This is a genomic window from Affinundibacterium nitidum, assembly GCF_014284155.1.
GTDB classification, from domain to species: domain Bacteria; phylum Pseudomonadota; class Gammaproteobacteria; order Burkholderiales; family Burkholderiaceae_D; genus Undibacterium; species Undibacterium nitidum.
In genome coordinates this window covers 52,380-73,713 of the sequence record NZ_JACOFZ010000001.1, presented here as the reverse complement: position 1 = coordinate 73,713, position 21,334 = coordinate 52,380, and the positions used below count along the sequence as shown (strand labels likewise).

The following is a 21,334-nucleotide window of genomic DNA, read 5'->3' as shown; positions in this document are numbered from 1 at the left end:
TTAATTCTTCTCCATCGTTGCAGCTGACTTTGCAACTTTCATCAAGGACGTGAAACGATCAAACAGGTAAGCAATATCATGCGGACCTGGTGAAGCTTCAGGATGTCCCTGGAAGCAGAATGCCGGTTTATCTGTACGCGCAAATCCTTGCAATGAACCGTCAAACAAAGACACGTGTGTCACGCGGCAGTTGTCTGGTAAAGAACTCGCATCCACTGCAAAGCCGTGGTTTTGAGAAGTGATCAAGACTTGTTTACTATCGAGATCTTGCACTGGGTGATTCGCACCGTGGTGACCAAACTTCATCTTCAGGGTTTTCGCGCCTGAAGCCAAAGCCATAATTTGATGACCTAAGCAGATACCGAAAGTAGGAATACCTTTTTCAATTAATTCTTTAGCTGCTGCAATGGCGTAATCACATGGCTCTGGATCACCAGGACCATTCGACAAGAACACACCATCCGGATTCAAGGCCAACACGTCTGCTGCGCTCGATTGCGCTGGCAATACCGTGACTTTGCAACCACGCTCAGCCAACATGCGCAAGATATTGCGCTTTACGCCGAAATCAAAAGCCACTACGTGGAACTCAGGATTCGCCAATTTTCCGTAACCTTGACCTAGCTTCCATTCGGATTCGGTCCATTCGTAGGACTTCGTCACTGAAACGACTTTTGCCAAATCCATGCCAGACAAACCTGGGAAAGTTTTTGCTAACTCTAATGCTTTTGCTGCATCCGCACCGACCAAAATCGCGCCACCTTGCGCACCTTTTTCGCGCAAGATACGCGTCAATTTTCGCGTATCAATACCAGCGATTGCCACAATGTTTTGCGACTTTAAGTAGTCAGACAAAGATTGCTCAGAGCGGAAATTAGACACTTGCATCGGTAAGTCTTTAATAATCAAACCTGCAGCATGAATTTTTTCAGACTCGACGTCTTCACTATTAATACCGGTATTACCGATATGTGGATAGGTTAGAGTAACGATTTGAGAGCTATAACTAGGATCAGTCAAAATTTCCTGATAACCAGTCATGGAGGTATTGAAGACGACTTCACCGATAGTGTGTCCGTTGGCACCGATGGAAACGCCTGTAAAAATCGTGCCGTCAGCGAGGGCAAGAATGGCGATGGCATCGGGATTGGAACTTAAGGACTGCGGAATGGGCAGCAAGGGCAACTCCTGTAGTGTTACCGTCGCTGCGCGCCAAAACATCGATCGTTACTGACTGTCCCTAAATAGTATTGCGCTATCCAGAGAATGAGAAACTATCAAAGTAGAGAGTGATTTTTTGGATATGCGCTACGACGAGATTTGAATAAGCTAAACCCTCGAATTATAGCGCATTTAGAGCCCCCAAGCAATCGAAGTGAATGCAAAACCACCATCTTTCCCGAACAAGATCCGGCATTCGACAGGAAACCTGCTTTAATCAACAGGCTAAACAAAAGTCGCAAAAGATTTGGTGAAGCATGCGTTTATCCGGATAATAAGGTTTTTCCTGCATGAAATTATTCAACCGTGTTTTCAATATTAGCAGATCAAATTAACAACATCTTGCCGCAAACGCAATGCACCAAATGCGGATTCCCCAATTGCAGATCTTATGCAGAAGCAATTGCGAGCAACAAAGCCAACTTCAACCAATGCCCTCCAGGCGGTGCAGAGGGCATCAATAGAATTGCTTTGGCAATTCAAAAACCAGCAATCCAACTCAATATTGAGCATGGACTGGAACGTCCCCGCCCAGTCGCATTTATAGATGAAAACGTATGCATAGGATGCACGCTATGCATACAAGCCTGCCCAGTCGATGCCATCATGGGTGCAAACAAACAAATGCACACGGTCATTCCAGAGCTCTGCACTGGTTGCGATCTCTGCGTTGAACCCTGTCCAGTCGACTGCATCACGATGATTTACGAAGACAGTAGTGCGACAGGATGGGACGCTTGGTCAAACGAACAGGCTCAAGCAGCACGTGAGCGCTTTGAAGCCCGTGAAATACGTCTCGTTCGTGAAAAGCAAGAGAATGAAGCTCGCCTTGCATTGAAGGCACAAGAAAAACTAAAGCTAGTTAACGCGGAAATCCCTGAAACACAAGCGGAACTCGATGAAAAAGAACGCAAACGCAGAATCATTGCCGATGCGATTCGCAAAGCCGCCCTTAAGAAAAACCCAAGCAACAGCCAATTGGACGAGACGCAAAAATGAATGAGCAAAAGCGCCATGAGATTTTTTCCCGCTTGCGCAATGAAAATCCTCACCCCACAACTGAGCTTGAATACACGAGCCCATTTGAACTTTTGATCGCTGTGCTTTTATCTGCTCAAGCCACCGACGTCTCGGTAAATAAGGCGACACGACGGCTCTACCCTATCGCCAATACGCCTGATTCCATATTCAAATTGGGTGTCGATGGCTTGATCCCCTACATCCAAACCATCGGCCTTTTCAGAACCAAGGCCAAAAATACCATTGAGACCTGCCGCATTTTGCTTGAGCAGCACCAGGGACAAGTTCCGCGCAATCGCGAAGCGCTCGAAGCGCTGCCAGGCGTTGGCCGCAAAACCGCCAATGTCGTTCTCAATACCGCATTTGGCGAAGCGACTATCGCAGTCGATACACACATTTTTCGAGTATCCAATCGCACCGGCATTGCGCCAGGCAAAAATGTCGATGTAGTTGAACAGAAACTACTCAAGTTTGTACCTAAGGAATTTAAACTCGACGCCCATCACTGGCTCATCTTGCACGGACGCTATACCTGTCTCGCCCGCACGCCGAAGTGCTGGAACTGCATGATTCAAGATCTTTGCGAATACAAAGAAAAAACGCCTTTACCAGAATCTGTGTAAAGGCGTTTTAATTACCTCAGCGTGCAAGATCAAACGATTTTGCATGCCTCCTCAAATGTTAAACGAGGCGAACGTGGGAATAACTTTTCTGCATCTCCATAACCAATATTGCAGACAAAGTTAACTTTTACATTCGTACCCGCGAAAAATTCCGCATTAATCTTCTCTGCATCAAAGCCAGACATTGGCCCGCAATCCAAACCCAGAGCACGAGCGGCCATCATCAGGTAAGCACCTTGCAAGCTCGAATTTCTAAATGCTGTCGATTCTACAACCGCATCATTCCCTTCAAACCAAGAGCGAGCATCTGGCGCATGTGGAAACAGTTGCAAGAGTTTTTCGTAGAACGCCATATCCATACCAATAATTGCAGTGACCGGCGCTTTGCGCGTTTTATCTGCATTGCCGGGCGACATGCAAGCCACCAATTTTTCTTTCTGCTCAACCGACTTGACAAACACAATGCGTGCAGGCGAGCTATTGGCTGAAGTCGGCGCCCATTTCATGGCTTCATACATGGCATGAATTTGTTCATCGCTGACCAACTTATCCAGCCATTCGTTGTGGGTACGCGCGTTTGAAAACAGCAAAGCTAATTGTTCTTGATTTAACATTCTTTGACCTCCAATGATGAAGCCAAGATCATATCTCAAAACCAATTCTTTTTCTGAGCACTAACGCACGAAGCGACGCATCGTGATGGCAAAGCAAATTTCACGGTAAAATCGCGACCTTAACTTAATTCAGTCAACTATGTTTAATCCTAGCCAAGCCGATGTCAGGCGCTTTTTTTGTGAAACTTTTCGTAAATACCAAGCAAAAGAACTCCTGACGCCCCTCGAAACTATAGCCGCCGACTGGATCGCCGAACATCCAGAATATGCTGACGACTTTCGTGATGTGGATGCGGCGTTGGCGCGGGACTATAGTGTAGACAATGGCAAGACAAATCCCTTCCTACATCTCTCCATGCACTTGACCATCGCAGAACAAGTGACGATCAATCAACCGCATGGCGTGCGGATTGCCTATGAGGCACTGGCACACAAGAAGAGTTCGATTCACGAAGCACATCACGAGATGATGGACTGCCTCGGGGAAATGATCTGGAACTCTCAGAGAAACGGCACGCCACCTGACGGTGAAGCGTATATCGCATCTCTGCTACGCCGCGCCGGAAAATAAAAAAAGCCGCGTTTAACTCGCGGCTTTTTCAGCTTAACTCCAGCTTAATATCAGCTTTGACTGATATTAAATTATTTTTTCAACACCAAATCTGTTGGCAAACTATTGAGGTAGGCAGAAATATTTTCAATGTCTGCGTTACTCAATGCTTTCGCTTGACCTTCCATGATCGCATTACTACGACCCGCCAAACCATTTGCACCGCGTTGGTAAGCTTTCAACGCTTGTACCAAATAATCCTTATGTTGGCCAGCAAGCTTTGGGTAGCTTGGATCAATTGGGTTTGTAAATTTATCGCCGTGGCAAGACACGCAGTTAAATTTCGCAACAGCCTCTTTGCCAGCTGCAATGTTACCACCTGCATGAGCTGCAGAAGCAGCAACCAGCATCAATACCAATAAAGAGATCTTTTTCATGAATTCCTCGGCTTATTTTTGTTGTGAGTAGTAAGCTGCCAAATCAGCAATATCTTGGTCGCTCAAGCTACCTGCGATACCGCGCATCGATGGATGCTTGCGATCACCTTTACGATAAGCTTCCAAGGCACTCTTGATGTAGCCTTCGCTTTGGCCGCCGATCATAGGCACTTGGTAAACTTGAGGAAAAGTAGCTTTGTAGCCTGGAATCGCATGACAACCGATGCACATTGCTACTTTGTTTTTTGCAGCGTTTGCATCGCCTTTGATCTCTGCTGACATTGCCAGCTGTGTAACACTCGCCAACGCGAGTAAAGCGAATAATTTTTTCATATTAGCCAAGTGAATAATCGAAGTGACGGATTGATTTAAATCAGTATTTTAGCCGATAAAACTTAATTTTGCGCAAATTTCGAATGGGAAATACCGAATAAGTCTGGACATCGTGACGATTGCAACACAGGATGAATCACATCTTCCCTCTAAACTTTTCAACAAGTTTTGCTAGTACAAATCCGACAAAGAACAATTTAGAAGTACTCGTCACTTTCAAAAACGAGAAAGTGTTTATACTCCTCATCATCATTTATTCAAAACAATAAGCGCAACTATTCCATGACAACACAACTGCGATTTGAGGGTGCCGACAATTATGTCGCTACCGACGACTTGAAGTTAGCGGTGAACGCCGCCTTGACCCTACAACGCCCGCTGTTAATCAAGGGTGAACCTGGCACTGGCAAAACCATGCTGGCAGAAGAAGTCGCAGCAGCGCTGAACATGCCGCTTCTACAATGGCACATCAAGTCGACGACCAAAGCTCAGCAAGGTCTCTACGAATACGATGCCGTGTCTCGCTTACGAGACTCTCAACTTGGCGATGAACGCGTAAAAGACATCCACAACTACATTGTAAAAGGTGTGCTATGGCAGGCTTTTACCGCAGAACAGCCTGTGGTCTTGTTGATCGATGAAATTGATAAGGCAGACATTGAATTCCCAAACGATTTATTGCGTGAACTAGATCGTATGGAATTCTATGTCTACGAAACGAGAGAAATGGTCAAGGCAAAGCATCGCCCATTAGTGATCATTACCTCGAATAACGAGAAAGAATTGCCGGATGCGTTCTTACGCCGTTGCTTCTTCCATTACATCAAGTTTCCTGATAAGGAGACGATGCAAGCAATTGTTAATGTGCACTTTCCAAATTTAAAGACCGAACTCATTACATCGGCACTCGAATCGTTTTATCAAATTCGCGAAGTGAATGGTCTCAAGAAAAAACCATCGACCTCCGAACTAATTGATTGGCTAAAACTGCTATTAGCGGAAGACATACCTTTAGAAGCATTGCAATCAAAAGACTCGAAACATGCTGTACCACCTTTGCATGGCGCATTGCTCAAGAACGAACAAGACGTGCATTTATTTGAACGTCTGATGATGATGTCGCGCAACCATCGCTAACTGGCGGCATCAGCATTTCACCTAGATACACATAAAAAAACCACCCGACATAGTATCCGGGTGGTTTTTAATTTCAGTCTAGAAAACTAGACCTAATCATGACTAATCGATCGCGAAATTAGTTTTTCGATTGATCAACCATCTTGTTTTTAGCAATCCAAGGCATCATCGCACGCAACTTAGCGCCAACTTGCTCGATTTGATGCTCAGAGTTTAAACGGCGACGCGAGATCAAGGTTGGAGCACCTGCTTTGTTTTCCAAAATAAAGCTCTTCGCGTATTCACCCGTTTGAATGTCTTTCAAACATTGACGCATAGCCTCCTTGGTTTGAGCAGTAACAACACGTGGACCTGTCACATATTCGCCGTATTCCGCGTTATTCGAAATCGAATAGTTCATATTGGCGATACCACCTTCGTAGATCAAGTCAACAATCAACTTCAATTCGTGCAAGCATTCGAAATACGCCATTTCGGGTGCGTAGCCAGCTTCAACCAGAGTTTCAAAGCCCGCTTTGATCAACTCAACAGCACCGCCGCACAGAACAGCTTGTTCACCGAACAGATCTGTTTCTGTCTCTTCACGGAAGTTCGTTTCGATGATACCGGCGCGTCCACCACCATTCGCCATGGCGTAGGACAAGGCGATATCACGAGCGGAGCCCGATTTATCTTGATACACAGCGACCAAGTGAGGTACACCGCCGCCTTGCGTATAAGTTGCACGTACTGTGTGACCTGGCGCCTTAGGAGCGATCATGATCACGTCCATATCAGCGCGCGGCACAACTTGACCATAATGAACGTTGAAGCCGTGGGCGAATGCCAATACAGCACCTTGTTTCGCGTGAGGAGCAACATTTTCGTTGTAAACCTGAGCGATATTTTCATCTGGCAGAAGGATCATGATGACGTCTGCTTCTTTCACCGCATCATTAACTTCAGCAACTTTCAAGCCTGCATTTTTTGCCTTATCCCAAGATGCTCCACCTTTACGCAAAGCGACAGTAATCTGGCAACCAGATTCGCTCATATTTAAGGCGTGTGCATGACCTTGTGAACCGTAGCCGATGATGGCAACTTTTTTGCCTTTGATCAAAGAGAGATCGCAATCTTTATCGTAAAAAACTTTCATGTTGATATCCTATTAAATTAAATTAAATTGTATGTAAATAATCGAAAAACGAAATTGAACTTTATGTCTGGTGACAATCTGAACCGCAGAGACACCGAGTGCGTAGAGGAAGAGCCAGCAATACTCTGCATCCTCTGCGCCTGTGCGGTTTTACTTCTTCTGCTAGATCTGATTAAACCTTGAGGATGCGTTCACCACGGCCAATACCTGATCCACCGGTACGAACCGTCTCTAGAATCGCCGTGCGCTCAATGGAGTCGATAAAAGCATCGAGTTTCCCTTTGTTGCCGGTCAATTCTATGGTGTAGCTTTTCTCAGTCACATCGATGATGCGCCCACGGAAGATATCCGCAGTGCGCTTCATTTCTTCACGCTCTTTACCAACGGCTCGCACTTTAATGAGCATGAGTTCTCGCTCAATGTGCGCACCTTCAGTTAAGTCGACGACCTTCACCACTTCAATCAAACGATTCAAGTGTTTGGTGATCTGTTCAATCACGTCATCAGAACCTGTTGTCACGATCGTCATACGCGACAAGGTTGCGTCTTCGGTCGGAGCGACCGTTAGAGTTTCGATGTTGTAACCACGTGCGGAGAACAAACCGACTACACGTGATAATGCGCCCGCTTCGTTTTCGAGCAATACAGAGATAATGTGTCTCATTACAAATCCTCCGAACCAAGCAACATTTCAGTGAGACCTTTACCGGCTTTCACCATAGGCCAAACCTTCTCGTCCTGATCTGTAATGAAATTCATGAATACCAATTTATCCTTCATCGCGAACGCTTCTTGCAAAGCGCCATCAACGTCCGCAGGGTTTTCAATCTTCATCCCAACATGTCCGTACGATTCCACCAGCTTAGTGAAATCTGGCAAAGAGTCCATATAAGACTCAGAATAACGGCCTGCATAGTCGATCTGTTGCCATTGGCGAACCATACCCAAAGCACGATTATTCAAGAGAATAATTTTCGGTGTCAGATGATACTGCTTACAAGTCGCCAACTCTTGAATACACATCTGGATCGACGCTTCACCTGTCACGCAAGCGACTGTCGCATCTGGGTTCGCCATTTGCACCCCCATCGCGTACGGCAAGCCAACACCCATGGTGCCAAGGCCACCGGAATTGATCCAGCGTTTCGGCTGATTGAATTTATAGTACTGTGCCGCCCACATTTGATGTTGTCCAACGTCGGAGGTGATAAACGCATCGCCTTTCGTCAGTTCACATACCTTCTGAATCACAGATTGCGGTTTAATGATGGTCGATGACTGCTCATAACCCAAGCAATCTTGTGCACGCCATTTATTAATCTGCTTCCACCAATCAGCCAGTGCTTTGGTGTTTGGCTTGGCATCGCCCGTAGACAGTTGGGAGAGCATCTCAACCAAAACGTCTTTCACATTTCCGACGATAGGAATGTCGACCTTCACACGCTTCGAGATTGATGATGGATCAATGTCGACGTGAATAATCTTACGAGGATGCGAAGCGAAGTGCTTAGGATTTCCGATAACACGATCATCAAAACGAGCACCAATCGCAATTAGCACATCGCAGTGCTGCATTGCCATGTTCGCTTCATAGGTGCCATGCATACCTGGCATACCAACGAACTTCTCGTCAGTGGCACGATAGCCACCCAAGCCCATTAAGGTATTAGTGACAGGAAACCCCAGTTGATCGACCAATTTATTGAGTTCTGGTGCAGCATTCGCCAAGATCACACCACCACCGGTGTAAATCATCGGGCGCTCAGCTTGCAACAATAATTGAACGGCTTTACGAATTTGTCCTGCGTGTCCTTTATCGACTGGGCGATATGAACGCATTTCGATTTCTTTTGGATAGTGATAGGTCGTCTTTTGATTACTGATATCTTTAGGAATATCGATCAAGACTGGGCCTGGACGTCCTGTGGTCGCAATAAAGAAAGCCTTCTTTACTGTCTCTGCCAATTGGCGGACATCCTTGACCAAAAAATTATGCTTTACACACGGACGTGTGATACCCACGGTGTCGCACTCTTGGAAGGCATCTTCACCAATGGCATGGCTAGGCACTTGTCCAGAAATGACGATCATGGGAATAGAATCCATGTACGCTGTCGCTAATCCAGTCACTGCATTCGTTACGCCAGGGCCAGAGGTCACCAGAGCGACGCCGACTTTATTGGACGAACGAGAATAAGCATCTGCAGCATGAATGGCAGCCTGCTCGTGACGAACTAGTACGTGTTGAAATTTACGCTGATTAAAAATCGCGTCATAGATGTAAAGAACAGCACCACCCGGATATCCGAATACGTGTTCCACACCTTCTTCTGCGAGGCACTTAACGAGAATTTCTGCGCCAGTGTACTCAGTGTTGCGGTCTGAATTTCTTTCAGCACCGCGTTCCGATTGACGATCGGACGGTCGTTCTGAACTCATCTTGTTTCCTTTCAAGGTCCATTGGAGATTGATCGGATGTTCTTTCCTGACGAAATTCAAGTTTCAATAGCAGTCAACTGACGTTCCTTTTTGTGCGGTCACTCTCCCCTTCTACTATCCGTTGGACAATATTCCAGGCAAAGCTTAATGGCGACTCGTGCGGTCAGGGTATAGCTAAGAAATCTTTAATTTCTCACGCTTGTGGCATGGGTTAGAACAAACAGCTACTAACAATTTACTGATAGTGACTTATTGACAAAGGCATTGTGGGCCAAATCAATAAGTGTGTGTGCCCCGAGATTTTGGGACGAGCCTCTACAGTACTGCGATGCAACAATTTGGTCAAGTATATTTGTTAGACTTTCTGTGAAAACTTAATAAAAAATGATGATAAAGGTTCGTTTCACCAGAAAGCGCAGGACACGATGAGCTTTTTTTGTTAGCATGTGCGCACTTTTGGTGCTTCGCCAATTTGCATGCAGATATTAACTTGCCCATGCATACAGAAAAGTCAACCATATACCTGCCTTTTGCGTTTATCGTTATTACATATTCAGCAAAACTGTATAGGACTCAATCTTTGCGAAGCGAAAGACGTTTATTAAGGCATTGAGAATCTACCCTCCGAATGGCTACAAAAAAAGAACTATCTAACTTTCTCGAAGGCGTAGAACGTCGTGCTTTCAAGCATGCCGTGTACATGGTGCGCAATGAGGAATCTGCACTCGACATCGTGCAGGATTCAATGATTAAGTTATCTGAAAAATATGGTGACAAGCCTGCAGACGAACTTCCCTTGCTCTTTCAAAGAATCCTTCAAAACACTATTCTTGATTTTTTCCGCCGAGAAAAAGTAAGAAACAATTGGGTGAGTTTATTTTCTAACATCACACCATCCAATCAAGAAGATGACAATTTTGATTTATTGGAAAGTTACGCACCAGAAGAAGGCAGTGAAGCAGCAGAGTCAACCGAGAATAAGTTAGAAAGAGAACAAGTTCTCAACATCATCGACGAAGAAATAAAAAAACTTCCAACGCGTCAACGCGAAGCCTTCCTCATGCGTTATTGGGAAGACATGGATGTCGCCGAGACAGCATTAGCCATGGGTTGCTCTGAAGGTAGCGTCAAAACCCATTGCTCTCGAGCAACACACGCATTAGCCGCCGCACTTAAAGCCTTAGGAGTTCACTTATGACTTACGCAAAAGAAAAAGCAGATATCGACTTTGCCTACAAAGTTCGTCGTGCCATGACAGAGTCTGCAGAAAGCATTTCTGAGCCAACATTGGAGCGTCTGGCGAAAGCACGTGAACTTGCGTTGTCGCGTCAAAAACAGTCTAGCCCTACAGCAGCTTTGGCATTTGGCGGCATCTTAGCGGGCAATAACGGCGCCTCATTCTCGCAGAAATCTTGGGTTAAGAAACTTGCGTTTTCGCTACCATTAATTGTACTGGCTGTTGGACTCTATGGAATTTTTGAGTATGAACAGCAGCAACAAATTAACGATCTTGCCGAAATTGATGCGGCTGTATTAGTGGACGAACTGCCACCAGACGCCTATGTAGACAATGGTTTCAATGCCTACTTAAATAAAGACAACAATAAACCAGCGGAACAAAAAACTGAGGAATGAACGTGCTTCGAGGCAAGTCATCAATTATCAAGAATAGCTTCATCTTGGGCGCATTCGGTGTAATCGCTGCTTACATTTCGGTGGCGTCGGCGCCGAGCGCCCACGCCACTGCGCCAACTGGTCCCACAACCACTTCCGCGGGTGCGAATGTCAAATGGGTCAATCTTAGTGCGGATCAAAAAGCAGCGCTATCCCCCTTAGCCGGCGAATGGGATGCGATGGATTCCTTACGACAAAAGAAATGGCTCGGCATCGCGGATAAATATTCCACAATGAAGCCAGAAGAACAAAAACGCATTCAAGAACGAGTAGCGGCTTGGGTGAAATTGACGCCTGAGCAACGAATGATGGCGCGCGAGAATTTTACCAATACCGCAAAGAAAACTCCCGAACAAAAATCCGCTCAATGGCAGCAATACCAACAACTGAGCGATGAAGAAAAACAAAAACTCGCGGCCGAGGCCAAGACCAAAAAGTCGGTGACTGCGATTCAACCAGAATCAAAACGAACTGGCGCAATCATCGAACCTTTAAAAAAGGTCCCAGCAAGTAAAGTTGAGGCCGCAGCAATTTCACAACCTACAGCATCCAAACAGTGACTGAACAGAACTCTCTCGCCCCCATCCCAACACCAAATCTTAAACGTCGCCTCGTATGTATGATCTACGAGGCGCTTTTGGTTTTTGGCGTCATTTTCTTCGCTAGTTTTATTTTTGATGTCGCAACCCAAAGCAAGCATGCCTTAATGCTTAGACACGTACGTGAAGCATTCTTATTTCTCGTAATTGGTACATACTTTGTCTTCTTTTGGCGTCGCAGCGGGCAAACCCTTGCTATGCAAACTTGGCGCATCAAGCTTGTTGACAATAATGGTCAAAAAGTACCGCTAATAAAGGCAATACTGCGATATTTTCTAGCATGGTGCTGGTGCATTCCAGGACTAATTGTAGCCCATCAGTTAGGCCTAAAAAATGCTCAACTCCTTATTCCTGTAGCACTGGGTTTTATGGCATGGGCAACAACCGCGATTTTCGACAAAGATAAGCAATTCTTGCACGATAAATTAGCGAAAACACGCCTAATCCAATTACCCCTTCCCGAAACCAATCCGAAGCAAAACTGAATTTCGCGTCGCACAATCAAGCTGCGATGACAAACTCAAATCAATTAATAAGATTTTGTTTTGACACAATTTTGCATGCACATGTTTGGGGGATTCCCTCAATCAATGATATTCTATTGCCAAATGATCGATATTTACGATTGACAAGATCAATAGGCATTCCCTATGCAAAATAAGACACCAAGACGTACCAGAGACAGAATTCTTGATCTTTCACTGAAGTTATTCAATGACTTTGGTGAACCGAACATCACAACGACAATTATTGCTGAAGAGATGAGCATCTCTCCGGGCAATCTGTATTATCACTTCCGAAACAAGGAAGATATCGTCAACTCACTGTTCCTACAGTTCGAGGAAGAGATCAACAAGAAACTGGCTTTCCCCCAAGGGCGAAAAGCCAACATCCAAGATATTTGGACATACTTGCATCTCACCTTCGAGTTAATCTGGCGTTATCGCTTCTTTTACCGCGATCTCAATGATCTCTTAACCCGCAATCGAAAACTTGAACTCACTTTCAAGCAGATTTTGAATCACAAAATCAAAGTGGCGACAGAGCTTTGCATAGGTTTGCGTGCGGATGGTGAATTTGAAGCGGACGACATTACGATCGAAGCGCTGGCAACCAACATGGTCGTGGTTGCGACTTACTGGTTATCGTATGAATATGTACGTAACCCACGCAAATATACGGAACTGCAGACTATGTCCGAGTCCTTGGCTCGCGGTTGCTATCAAGTGATCGTGCAGATCAGTCCCTATTTGCGCGGCAATACCAAAGTTGTATTCGAGAAGCTTTCGCAAGACTATCTTATAAAAATCAAACAACAGTCTTAATCGATCAAATTCGACGTTATCAATTTATGAAATCAGTCTGCGTTTACTGTGGCTCAGCATCGGGCAATTCGCCCGCTTTTGCCTCCCTCGCGAGAAACCTTGCCGCGCAATTAGTTGAGCATAAATTAGACCTCGTCTATGGCGGTGGCGATGTTGGCCTTATGAAAGTCATCGCAGATGAAGTGATGCGATTAGGTGGACATGTCACTGGGGTCATTCCTCAAGCTCTATTTGATCGTGAAGTTGGGCATCCAGCCTTAAGTAAACTTCATGTCGTGAACAATATGCATGAGAGAAAAGCATTAATGGCAGAGCTCTCAGATGGTTTCATCGCAATGCCAGGTGGCTTGGGGACACTCGAAGAATTATTTGAAATGTTCACCTGGTTACAGCTAGGCTTTCACCATAAACCTCTTGGTCTACTGAATATCGACGGCTACTATGATCATTTACTTAGCTTCCTAGATCATGCAGTCGGGGCTGGTTTTATGAAAGCGGAACACAACGCTCTACTCATTAAGGAAACTGATAGCAGCCTGCTTTTGCAACGCATGCAGCATTTTGAAAACGCCATCAACGGCTATCGTGCAGAGATCACCAAAAATTAGGTCGACTCCATATTGATGGCTGCACAACAGGCCATTTCCAAAGAACAGACAACAATTTCCACATTTCCATCGTTCTGACCGTCAAAATCCGACATAACAGGGTAAAATGTGAATTTCAGACTCATAGAAAGCAATCGAGTCTCAACGATAATCCTTTTGATTGAAAAATAATGAAATTTTCAAAACAATTTTCTCTCTATCAATCCGAAGCCACGCAGTTCATCAACGGCTTAAAGGAAGCAAGTCCACATTTGGAGCAGTCGCAACGCGATGGCCGTGCTTTATTGTGGGACAAAAGCCCAATTGATCTCGACAATCAACGTCGATTGGCTGATGCACGCATCAATCAGCAAGCCTACGTATACCAATCAAAGTAAGATCAAGGCACATAGCTAAAGTTAATGAAGTGGTTTCTTGAGTAAGCTTACTGCATTCACTTAGTCGACTTATGTCAAGCACAAACGCAACCGAGCTACCACCAGCAGGCAGTCACGACACCACACCAGATGTTGTGGATGGACTCGCGTTCGCTAAACTTTATGGTGAACCGCTCTTTAAGCTGCCAAATGATCTTTATATTCCACCGGATGCTCTCGAAATTTTCTTAGAAGCATTCGAGGGTCCTCTTGATCTTTTGTTATATTTGATCCGCAAACAGAACTTCAACATTCTTGACATTCCGATGGCGCAAGTTACGCAGCAGTACTTGCAATATGTTGATCAGATCCGTAAGCACAATCTAGAACTCGCAGCAGAATATTTGTTGATGGCCGCGATGCTAATTGAGATCAAATCTCGCATGCTCGTTCCAAGTAATAAGACGCAAGAAGGCGAAGAAGCTGACGATCCCCGCGCTGCATTGGTCAGACGACTGCTTGAGTACGAGCAAATGAAATTAGCGGCCTACGATTTAAACGCCATGCCACAACTCGGCCGCGACTTTTTACATGCTCAAGTTTTCATCGAGCAAAATACGATTTTACATTGGCCACATGTTGAACTCGTCGATCTACAGCAAGCGTGGGCTGACGTGCTGGGTCGCGCTAAATTGGTGGCTCACCATAAGATTAGTCGAGAAGAATTGTCGGTACGTGAGCACATGAGTGCCATTTTACGCAGATTGCAATCAAGCAAATTTGTCGAGTTTTCAGATTTGTTTGACCCCAGTCGCGGCGCTCCTGTTTTGGTGGTCAATTTCGTTGCCTTACTTGAACTCGCCAAAGAAACACTCATTGAAATTACACAAGCCGAATCATATGCACCAATTTATGTTCGCCTTGCCTATGCTCCCGTTTGAGTTGAAGATCTTAAAGAAAATCTGAGCAGCGTAGAAACAGAACCAAGCTGCGTAAAAAATAAAAACCTATATCCCTCATGAAAATCATTTCCTCCATCGAAGAATTACGCGATCAACTACGCGGTCAACTACGCACTGCTTTTGTTCCCACCATGGGCAATTTGCATGAGGGGCATTTGTCGCTAATGCGTTTGGCACGTCGCCATGGCGATCCCGTGGTTGCATCCATTTTCGTCAATCGGCTGCAGTTCGGACCAAACGAAGATTTTGAGAAATATCCACGTACCTTCCAAGCCGATGTTGAGAAACTTGAAAAAGAAGGCGTTTACGTTTTATTCGCGCCGACCGAAAAAGATTTATATCCCGAGCCGCAAGAATATCGGGTGCAACCACCGGATGACTTGGGCGGCATACTTGAGGGTGAATTCCGCCCAGGTTTTTTTAATGGTGTTAGCACCGTCGTGATGAAGTTGTTTTCCTGTGTTCAGCCAAAAGTCGCTGTCTTTGGGAAAAAGGATTACCAGCAATTAATGATCATCCGAAATATGGCAAAGCAGTTTGCCCTTCCTACTGAAATCATCGCTGCGGAAACTTGGCGTGCCGAAGATGGCCTGGCACTCTCGTCACGCAATGGCTATTTGAGTGCCGATGAACGAGCCGAAGCTCCGATCCTATACCAAACATTGAATCGGGTTGCAGACGAAGTCAGAAGCGGACGTACGGACATCACACAAATCGAACAAGAAGCAATGGCAACACTAGCTGATCGTCATTGGAAGCCAGATTATGTTGCGGTCCGAAAACGAGTCAACCTGCAGGCGCCGAGCACGGACGACATCGCCAACAAAGAAGCTTTGGTCGTATTGACAGCCGCTAAATTAGGTAACACACGCTTAATCGACAACCTCGAAATTTGAGGAACCGCATCCACATGATGTTGCGAATCATTTTCCTACTCACCCTCACCTTCATTTCATTTCAAACGAGGGCAGATGTTTCCATAATTGATGATTCGAAGCGTGTCGTGCACCTCGAAAAGCCAGCCAAGCGTATTATCAGTCTCGCACCCCACATCACTGAACTCGTATTTGCAGCCGGGGCCAGCAACGCTCTGGTTGGAGTCAGTGAGTATAGTGACTATCCTGAAGACGCAAAAAAAATAGCCTCGATTGGCAGTATCTTTGCACTCGATTTAGAACGGATTCTAGCGCTCAAGCCTGACCTTGTGATCATTTGGGGCTCAGGCAATGCCAAACTTCTTGCAAACAAACTACGCGATAACAAACTGACTGTTTTTGAGAACGAACCACATAACTTCGAAGACATAGCGAATGCGATCGAAAAAATCGCTATTCTAGCGGGCACTGAAAAAGTGGGACTTGCGAACGCCCAGCTATTTCGCCAACGCCTCCAGAATTTAACAGCGACCTATCAACTTACGGAGAAACAAAGGCCTGTCGCGGTGTTTCATCAAATGGTTAAGTCACCGTTGATGACCGTTAATCGTGAGCACTTTATTTCCAAAATGATTCAGTTATGTGGTGGAAAAAATGTCTTTGCCGACTTGAAGGACATTAGCGCCACAATCACGGTCGAAGCCCTCATGAATGCCAACCCGGAATTCATCTTTAGTAGCGGCAAAGATAACAGTAAACTTCTCAACGACTGGGTATCCTTTCCAAATCTGATTGCAGTCAAAAAGCAAAATCTGTATAGCATTCCTGGTGATTGGTTACACCGCGCGGGACCTCGAGTACTTGATGCTACTGAAATGCTATGCAAAAAAATCCAAGAAACGCGCAATAAGAATTAACTCTTCTTAGCGCCAATCTCTAGGGTCAACCCGATAAAACGTATAAAGTTGCTGATAAAGTGCCGGATGGTATTGAGCCAATGCGTCAGCGCGTCGAAAGTAGGCCTCCGTTGTGACAGCAAAAAACTCTGCTGGATTAGTCGCGCCGTACGGGTCGATAATAGTTTGAAAGCCTTGCTCCATATCGGCTTGCAATTGTTCAAATTCATGAGTCATCACCTTTGACCATATCTGGTAGGCATCGGCACTCTTGAGCAGCGGCGCACCATTTGTGCTACCGGTTTGGCTATCGAGCTGATGAGCAAACTCATGAAGTACAAGATCATGTCCGTGTGGCTGATCAAGATCGTTGGCAAGAACTTGGTCCCACCCTAGTACGACACGTCCGTCACTCCATGACTCCCCACTTAAACCTTGATTAGTGTGAGTCACAACTCCTCCGCTCTGGACTTCTCTGCGTTGAGCGACAAAAGCGCCTGGGTATAAAAGAATATGAGTGAGATCCGGATACACTTCGGCATCACGGTTCAGCAACAGCAAACAGGCCTTCCCAGCAATAGTAACGCGCATTTCATCGGTTACATTCAATCCATCACAACCGACAAAAGTCTTCTCATGAAGGAACTGCTTAATTCGTTTCTTCAGCTGTAACTGAAGATCGGTCGGCATATATCGGTACTGCGGTAAATTGCGTCGCAAAATCTTGGCATAATTACTTGGGAAAGCCTTGGCCAGAACCTGGCGCAAACGAATGCGCGGCCAAACCACAAACAACAAGACCAGCAATGTAACAATAACCGCAAGAGCGAACATAGGTAGACCTCAGATAAATAGTTTGCGAACTGAGTTGCTTGCCCGCCATGAACCTGCATATGCGTACATCTACACACATTTCAATAGCATGATCGAATTTGCATGAACTTGAACTCACCATAGGAATAAGGGAACAAGAGATCAAAGCATGAAGCAGCAATAACTGCGATAATGTCAAAATTACTCACATCACCATCAGGTTCGCTGTCCTCATCCCATGCGCAAAGGCATCCTCTACGCCGCCACTTGTTATCTTGTCTGGGGCTTGTTCCCTCTCTATTTCAAGGCTCTCCATGACATCCCGTCGTTAGAGATTCTGCTCCACCGTATGGTGTGGGCTTTGGTCTTTCTGGCCTTGGTGTTGAGTGTCCGTCAGCAATGGGCATGGTTAAGAGACGTCCTGAAACAACCGAAGTTACTAGCAGGGTTCGCCGCAAGTGCAACTTTACTTTCAACCAACTGGTTTATCTACATTTGGTCCGTCAATAACGACCGTATCATCGATGCCAGTCTTGGTTACTTCATGACGCCCTTGGTCAACGTATTCCTCGGATTTATCATGTTGAAAGAGCGTTTGCGCCCTACTCAATGGCTGGCGGTCTTATCCGCAGCCCTCGGTGTCGCCTGGCTCACCTTCCATGCTGGGCATTTGCCTTACATAGCGCTGAGTCTTGCGTGCACATTTGGCATGTATGGATTACTACGCAAAACCGCTAGCCTAGGTGCGCTAGAAGGATTGTCACTAGAGACACTTTTATTGTTTCCATTTGCACTTTCGTATCTCATTTACCTTGCGCTACAAGATCAAAATGCTTTTCTCCATGCAAACTGGCAAACCCAAGTATGGATTGTTGCCGCAGGTCCGATTACGGCGATTCCCTTACTACTTTTTGCAGCCGGCGCCCGTCGAATTCCGATGGCGACATTGGGTTTACTACAGTACATATCGCCGTCAATTCAACTGCTTATCGGTGTTCTGTTATTCAATGAAAAATTTAGTCATGAGCGCATGCTTGGATTTTTGGGTATTTGGATAGGCTTGATCATTTACTCAATCGACGGACTCCGTACTAGTTTGCAACAGAGACCAGTTAGTCCGCCCTTTGAGTAGAAAAATATTGCATTAAAAACAGTAAAAATGAGTGCGCACCGGCTTTTTTGTGACCGCCATGTGAAATATCATGTGTTAATGTCGATTCTGCACAAATTTCAACAATTTTTTTGACATCTGAACCTGCATTTCTGCGAAAATTCGCATCTTTATTTTTTTGGCGCGCAAGCGGTTTAACGAACTGGCCCAGGCGTCTCCCGTAACAGGCTTTTTGGAGACCTAAATGAAATTCCGCTTCCCCATCGTCATCATTGACGAAGACTTCCGTTCTGAAAACACCTCCGGTTTGGGCATTCGTGCCTTGGCCGATGCAATGGAAAAAGAAGGCATGGAAGTGCTGGGCGTTACTAGCTATGGTGACCTTTCTCAGTTCGCGCAACAACAGTCACGTGCTTCGGCATTTATTCTCTCCATTGACGATGAAGAGTTCGGTGAAGGCACAGATGAAGAAAGTGATTTGGCATTAAAGCCATTGCGTGCTTTCGTCGAAGAGATTCGCTATAAAAATGCAGATATTCCAATTTATCTGTATGGTGAAACACGCACATCACGCCACATTCCAAACGATATTTTGCGTGAATTGCATGGCTTCATTCATATGTTCGAAGACACGCCCGAATTCGTGGCCCGCCATATTATTCGCGAAGCCAAGTCCTACCTTGACGGCTTAGCGCCGCCCTTCTTTCGAGCCTTGGTCCACTATGCGAATGACGGCTCCTACTCTTGGCACTGTCCTGGACACTCGGGTGGCGTCGCTTTCTTGAAATCGCCTATCGGTCAAATGTTCCACCAGTTTTTTGGCGAGAACATGTTGCGTGCAGACGTTTGCAATGCGGTTGAAGAGCTCGGTCAGTTATTAGATCATACTGGCCCAGTTGCCGCGTCTGAGCGCAATGCTGCACGTATCTTCAACGCGGATCATTGCTACTTCGTGACTAACGGCACTTCAACCTCTAACAAGATGGTATGGCACTCTACCGTTGCGCCAGGAGATATCGTCGTCGTTGACCGTAACTGTCACAAATCAATTTTGCACTCCATCATCATGTGTGGTGCCATCCCTGTTTTCCTGATGCCTACCCGTAATCACCTCGGTATTATCGGCCCAATTCCATTGGAAGAGTTCTCCATGGAAAGCATTATGAAAAAGATCGAAGCGAATCCGTTCGCACGCATGGCAAAGAATAAAAAACCGCGCATTTTGACGATTACTCAATCGACTTATGACGGTGTGTTGTATAACGTTGAAACTCTCAAAGAGATGCTCGACGGCGAGATCGATACTTTGCACTTTGACGAAGCTTGGTTACCGCACGCGACCTTCCATAACTTCTACCAAGACATGCATGCGATCGGCAAAGAACGCCCACGTGCAAAGAAATCAATGATTTTCTCCACTCAGTCAACGCACAAACTGTTGGCGGGTATTTCACAAGCCTCACAGATTTTGGTACGCGAATCTGAGACAGTGAAGCTCGACAAGGACAGCTTCAACGAAGCTTACTTGATGCATACGTCGACATCACCTCAATATTCGATTATCGCTTCATGCGATATCGCAGCGGCCATGATGGAAGCTCCTGGTGGTACTGCATTGGTAGAAGAGTCCATTCTGGAAGCACTCGACTTCCGTCGTGCAATGCGCAAGGTCGACCAAGAATGGGGTCAAGACTGGTGGTTCCAAGTATGGGGCCCTGACCACTTATCCGAAGATGGTGTTGGCACGCAAGATGATTGGATGATTCATGCTGAAGATGATTGGCATGGTTTTGGCAAATTGGCACCGGGCTTTAATATGCTCGATCCAATCAAGGCAACTATCGTCACACCTGGGCTCTCTCTCGAAGGTAAGTTTGGCGAAACTGGCATCCCTGCTTCAATTGTTACCAAGTACTTAGCTGAACACGGCGTCATCATTGAGAAGTGCGGTCTGTATTCGTTCTTTATCATGTTCACCATCGGCATTACCAAAGGTCGTTGGAATACATTATTGACTGCCTTGCAGCAGTTCAAAGATGACTACGATAAAAATCAACCAATGTGGCGGATCCTACCGGAGTTTGCCGCCGCTAATCCGCGTTATGAAGGCGCTGGTCTGCGCGACCTTTGCCAACGCATCCATGAGGTATATAAATCTCATGACGTTGCGCGATTAACGACAGAGATGTATTTGTCTGATATGCAACCAGCGATGAAGCCATCTGATGCATTTGCGATGATGGCGCACCGCGAGATAGAGCGTGTTTCGATTGATGATCTCGAGGGTCGTGTTACAGCGATCTTGTTGACGCCATATCCACCAGGTATTCCACTGTTAATCCCTGGTGAACGTTTCAACAAAACGATCGTCGACTATTTGAAATTTGTTCGTGCCTTCAATGAGCAATTCCCTGGCTTCGAGACAGATTGCCACGGTTTGGTGAAAGCAGAAGTAAATGGCAAGATTGGCTACTTTGTTGACTGCGTCAGACAAGATGGGGAAAACGCCGCTTAAAGCGATCGTTTTCGGGTCAAAATTTGCTGTAATTCCAACAAAAAGCTGTAGGCGCGAGTCTACGGCTTTTTTTACCCCTTCAACAACACAG

Annotated in this window: 24 protein-coding genes; 16 read left to right on the top strand and 8 right to left on the bottom strand. The window is 45.8% G+C overall.

Going from position 1 to position 21,334, the window contains the following annotated elements; all coding sequences use genetic code 11:
* Window positions 1-1,170: a glutamine-hydrolyzing carbamoyl-phosphate synthase small subunit gene (gene carA / locus H8K36_RS00370; RefSeq protein ID WP_329604208.1), complete on the bottom strand. Its 1,170-nt coding sequence runs from the start codon at window positions 1,168-1,170 to the stop codon at window positions 1-3.
* A gap of 357 nt (window positions 1,171-1,527) precedes the next feature.
* Here carA and rsxB point away from each other — a divergent pair, with 357 nt between their 5' ends.
* On the top strand, window positions 1,528-2,220 hold the full coding sequence (rsxB, locus tag H8K36_RS00365) for an electron transport complex subunit RsxB (protein ID WP_186915615.1): 693 nt from the start codon (window positions 1,528-1,530) through the stop codon (window positions 2,218-2,220).
* The gene (nth, locus tag H8K36_RS00360) at window positions 2,217-2,864 is read left to right on the top strand and encodes an endonuclease III (protein WP_186915616.1); all 648 of its coding nucleotides are present in this window, start codon (window positions 2,217-2,219) and stop codon (window positions 2,862-2,864) included. Before rsxB ends, nth begins: the two co-directional genes overlap by 4 nt.
* Window positions 2,865-2,893: 29 nt before the next feature.
* Here the strand turns inward: nth and H8K36_RS00355 are convergent, their stop codons facing one another.
* Window positions 2,894-3,478, bottom strand: a complete 585-nt coding sequence (locus H8K36_RS00355) for a malonic semialdehyde reductase (protein ID WP_186915617.1) — start codon at window positions 3,476-3,478, stop codon at window positions 2,894-2,896.
* A gap of 139 nt (window positions 3,479-3,617) precedes the next feature.
* Between H8K36_RS00355 and H8K36_RS00350 the strand changes: the two genes are divergently transcribed.
* Window positions 3,618-4,049, top strand: a complete 432-nt coding sequence (locus tag H8K36_RS00350) for a DUF1841 family protein (RefSeq protein ID WP_186915618.1) — start codon at window positions 3,618-3,620, stop codon at window positions 4,047-4,049.
* 71 nt (window positions 4,050-4,120) lie between these two features.
* Here H8K36_RS00350 and H8K36_RS00345 read toward each other — a convergent pair whose 3' ends face one another.
* Window positions 4,121-4,465: a c-type cytochrome gene (locus H8K36_RS00345; protein ID WP_186915619.1), complete on the bottom strand. Its 345-nt coding sequence runs from the start codon at window positions 4,463-4,465 to the stop codon at window positions 4,121-4,123.
* A 12-nt stretch (window positions 4,466-4,477) separates the two neighbouring features.
* On the bottom strand, window positions 4,478-4,798 hold the full coding sequence (locus H8K36_RS00340; protein ID WP_186915620.1) for a c-type cytochrome: 321 nt from the start codon (window positions 4,796-4,798) through the stop codon (window positions 4,478-4,480).
* 282 nt (window positions 4,799-5,080) lie between these two features.
* Between H8K36_RS00340 and H8K36_RS00335 the strand changes: the two genes are divergently transcribed.
* Entirely contained in the window at window positions 5,081-5,935 is an 855-nt protein-coding gene (locus H8K36_RS00335; protein WP_186915621.1) for an AAA family ATPase, read from the top strand.
* A 118-nt stretch (window positions 5,936-6,053) separates the two neighbouring features.
* On the opposite strand, the gene ilvC is transcribed toward H8K36_RS00335, so the two are convergent.
* From ilvC to H8K36_RS00320, 3 genes are all read right to left on the bottom strand, one after another.
* Entirely contained in the window at window positions 6,054-7,070 is a 1,017-nt protein-coding gene (gene ilvC, locus H8K36_RS00330; protein ID WP_186915622.1) for a ketol-acid reductoisomerase, read from the bottom strand.
* Between the two features lie 172 nt (window positions 7,071-7,242).
* A complete protein-coding gene (ilvN, locus tag H8K36_RS00325) occupies window positions 7,243-7,734 on the bottom strand; it encodes an acetolactate synthase small subunit (RefSeq protein WP_186889435.1) in 492 nt (163 codons plus the stop codon).
* Complete coding sequence (locus H8K36_RS00320; protein WP_186915623.1) at window positions 7,734-9,509, bottom strand: acetolactate synthase 3 catalytic subunit; 1,776 nt, start codon at window positions 9,507-9,509, stop codon at window positions 7,734-7,736. The genes ilvN and H8K36_RS00320 overlap by 1 nt, the downstream gene beginning before the upstream one ends.
* A 628-nt stretch (window positions 9,510-10,137) precedes the next feature.
* Here H8K36_RS00320 and H8K36_RS00315 point away from each other — a divergent pair.
* From H8K36_RS00315 to H8K36_RS00270, 10 genes are all read left to right on the top strand, one after another.
* Complete coding sequence (locus tag H8K36_RS00315) at window positions 10,138-10,707, top strand: RNA polymerase sigma factor (protein WP_186915624.1); 570 nt, start codon at window positions 10,138-10,140, stop codon at window positions 10,705-10,707.
* A complete protein-coding gene (locus tag H8K36_RS00310) occupies window positions 10,704-11,144 on the top strand; it encodes a DUF3619 family protein (RefSeq protein ID WP_186915625.1) in 441 nt (146 codons plus the stop codon). The genes H8K36_RS00315 and H8K36_RS00310 overlap by 4 nt, the downstream gene beginning before the upstream one ends.
* Window positions 11,141-11,743: a DUF3106 domain-containing protein gene (locus tag H8K36_RS00305; RefSeq protein ID WP_186915626.1), complete on the top strand. Its 603-nt coding sequence runs from the start codon at window positions 11,141-11,143 to the stop codon at window positions 11,741-11,743. Before H8K36_RS00310 ends, H8K36_RS00305 begins: the two co-directional genes overlap by 4 nt.
* Entirely contained in the window at window positions 11,740-12,267 is a 528-nt protein-coding gene (locus tag H8K36_RS00300; RefSeq protein ID WP_329604194.1) for an RDD family protein, read from the top strand. The genes H8K36_RS00305 and H8K36_RS00300 overlap by 4 nt, the downstream gene beginning before the upstream one ends.
* 165 nt (window positions 12,268-12,432) lie before the next feature.
* A complete protein-coding gene (locus tag H8K36_RS00295) occupies window positions 12,433-13,107 on the top strand; it encodes a TetR/AcrR family transcriptional regulator (protein ID WP_186915627.1) in 675 nt (224 codons plus the stop codon).
* A gap of 26 nt (window positions 13,108-13,133) precedes the next feature.
* Window positions 13,134-13,715: an LOG family protein gene (locus H8K36_RS00290; protein WP_186915628.1), complete on the top strand. Its 582-nt coding sequence runs from the start codon at window positions 13,134-13,136 to the stop codon at window positions 13,713-13,715.
* 170 nt (window positions 13,716-13,885) lie between these two features.
* Window positions 13,886-14,092, top strand: a complete 207-nt coding sequence (locus tag H8K36_RS00285) for a DUF3460 family protein (protein ID WP_186915629.1) — start codon at window positions 13,886-13,888, stop codon at window positions 14,090-14,092.
* Window positions 14,093-14,163: 71 nt separating this feature from the next.
* Window positions 14,164-15,012 (top strand): segregation and condensation protein A, encoded by an 849-nt coding sequence (locus H8K36_RS00280; RefSeq protein WP_186915630.1) that lies wholly within the window; start codon window positions 14,164-14,166, stop codon window positions 15,010-15,012.
* A 77-nt stretch (window positions 15,013-15,089) separates the two neighbouring features.
* A complete protein-coding gene (gene panC / locus H8K36_RS00275; protein WP_186915631.1) occupies window positions 15,090-15,929 on the top strand; it encodes a pantoate--beta-alanine ligase in 840 nt (279 codons plus the stop codon).
* A 107-nt stretch (window positions 15,930-16,036) separates the two neighbouring features.
* Entirely contained in the window at window positions 16,037-16,825 is a 789-nt protein-coding gene (locus H8K36_RS00270; protein WP_329604193.1) for a cobalamin-binding protein, read from the top strand.
* A gap of 6 nt (window positions 16,826-16,831) precedes the next feature.
* Here the strand turns inward: H8K36_RS00270 and H8K36_RS00265 are convergent, their stop codons facing one another.
* The gene (locus H8K36_RS00265; RefSeq protein WP_186915633.1) at window positions 16,832-17,638 is read right to left on the bottom strand and encodes a M90 family metallopeptidase; all 807 of its coding nucleotides are present in this window, start codon (window positions 17,636-17,638) and stop codon (window positions 16,832-16,834) included.
* A gap of 217 nt (window positions 17,639-17,855) precedes the next feature.
* On the opposite strand from H8K36_RS00265, the gene rarD reads away from it, so the two are divergent.
* Window positions 17,856-18,749 (top strand): EamA family transporter RarD, encoded by an 894-nt coding sequence (rarD, locus tag H8K36_RS00260; RefSeq protein ID WP_186915634.1) that lies wholly within the window; start codon window positions 17,856-17,858, stop codon window positions 18,747-18,749.
* A 223-nt stretch (window positions 18,750-18,972) separates the two neighbouring features.
* Window positions 18,973-21,243 carry an arginine/lysine/ornithine decarboxylase gene (locus H8K36_RS00255; RefSeq protein WP_186915635.1) on the top strand — a complete coding sequence of 757 codons (2,271 nt, stop codon included), beginning with the start codon at window positions 18,973-18,975 and terminating at the stop codon, window positions 21,241-21,243.
* Window positions 21,244-21,334 lie beyond the last annotated feature (91 nt).

What these genes read in the sequence shown, in the direction of transcription:
- H8K36_RS00305 (WP_186915626.1), top strand. Translation starts at nt 11,141, where the DNA reads ATGAACGTGCTTCGAGGCAAGTCATCAATTATCAAGAATAGCTTCATC.
- ilvC (WP_186915622.1), bottom strand. Translation starts at nt 7,070, where the DNA reads ATGAAAGTTTTTTACGATAAAGATTGCGATCTCTCTTTGATCAAAGGC.
- H8K36_RS00320 (WP_186915623.1), bottom strand. Translation starts at nt 9,509, where the DNA reads ATGAGTTCAGAACGACCGTCCGATCGTCAATCGGAACGCGGTGCTGAA.
- nth (WP_186915616.1), top strand. Translation starts at nt 2,217, where the DNA reads ATGAATGAGCAAAAGCGCCATGAGATTTTTTCCCGCTTGCGCAATGAA.
- ilvN (WP_186889435.1), bottom strand. Translation starts at nt 7,734, where the DNA reads ATGAGACACATTATCTCTGTATTGCTCGAAAACGAAGCGGGCGCATTA.
- H8K36_RS00290 (WP_186915628.1), top strand. Translation starts at nt 13,134, where the DNA reads ATGAAATCAGTCTGCGTTTACTGTGGCTCAGCATCGGGCAATTCGCCC.
- H8K36_RS00350 (WP_186915618.1), top strand. Translation starts at nt 3,618, where the DNA reads ATGTTTAATCCTAGCCAAGCCGATGTCAGGCGCTTTTTTTGTGAAACT.
- panC (WP_186915631.1), top strand. Translation starts at nt 15,090, where the DNA reads ATGAAAATCATTTCCTCCATCGAAGAATTACGCGATCAACTACGCGGT.
- rarD (WP_186915634.1), top strand. Translation starts at nt 17,856, where the DNA reads ATGCGCAAAGGCATCCTCTACGCCGCCACTTGTTATCTTGTCTGGGGC.
- H8K36_RS00355 (WP_186915617.1), bottom strand. Translation starts at nt 3,478, where the DNA reads ATGTTAAATCAAGAACAATTAGCTTTGCTGTTTTCAAACGCGCGTACC.
- H8K36_RS00285 (WP_186915629.1), top strand. Translation starts at nt 13,886, where the DNA reads ATGAAATTTTCAAAACAATTTTCTCTCTATCAATCCGAAGCCACGCAG.
- H8K36_RS00335 (WP_186915621.1), top strand. Translation starts at nt 5,081, where the DNA reads ATGACAACACAACTGCGATTTGAGGGTGCCGACAATTATGTCGCTACC.
- H8K36_RS00310 (WP_186915625.1), top strand. Translation starts at nt 10,704, where the DNA reads ATGACTTACGCAAAAGAAAAAGCAGATATCGACTTTGCCTACAAAGTT.
- H8K36_RS00345 (WP_186915619.1), bottom strand. Translation starts at nt 4,465, where the DNA reads ATGAAAAAGATCTCTTTATTGGTATTGATGCTGGTTGCTGCTTCTGCA.
- H8K36_RS00280 (WP_186915630.1), top strand. Translation starts at nt 14,164, where the DNA reads ATGTCAAGCACAAACGCAACCGAGCTACCACCAGCAGGCAGTCACGAC.
- H8K36_RS00315 (WP_186915624.1), top strand. Translation starts at nt 10,138, where the DNA reads ATGGCTACAAAAAAAGAACTATCTAACTTTCTCGAAGGCGTAGAACGT.
- H8K36_RS00340 (WP_186915620.1), bottom strand. Translation starts at nt 4,798, where the DNA reads ATGAAAAAATTATTCGCTTTACTCGCGTTGGCGAGTGTTACACAGCTG.
- H8K36_RS00255 (WP_186915635.1), top strand. Translation starts at nt 18,973, where the DNA reads ATGAAATTCCGCTTCCCCATCGTCATCATTGACGAAGACTTCCGTTCT.
- H8K36_RS00265 (WP_186915633.1), bottom strand. Translation starts at nt 17,638, where the DNA reads ATGTTCGCTCTTGCGGTTATTGTTACATTGCTGGTCTTGTTGTTTGTG.
- H8K36_RS00295 (WP_186915627.1), top strand. Translation starts at nt 12,433, where the DNA reads ATGCAAAATAAGACACCAAGACGTACCAGAGACAGAATTCTTGATCTT.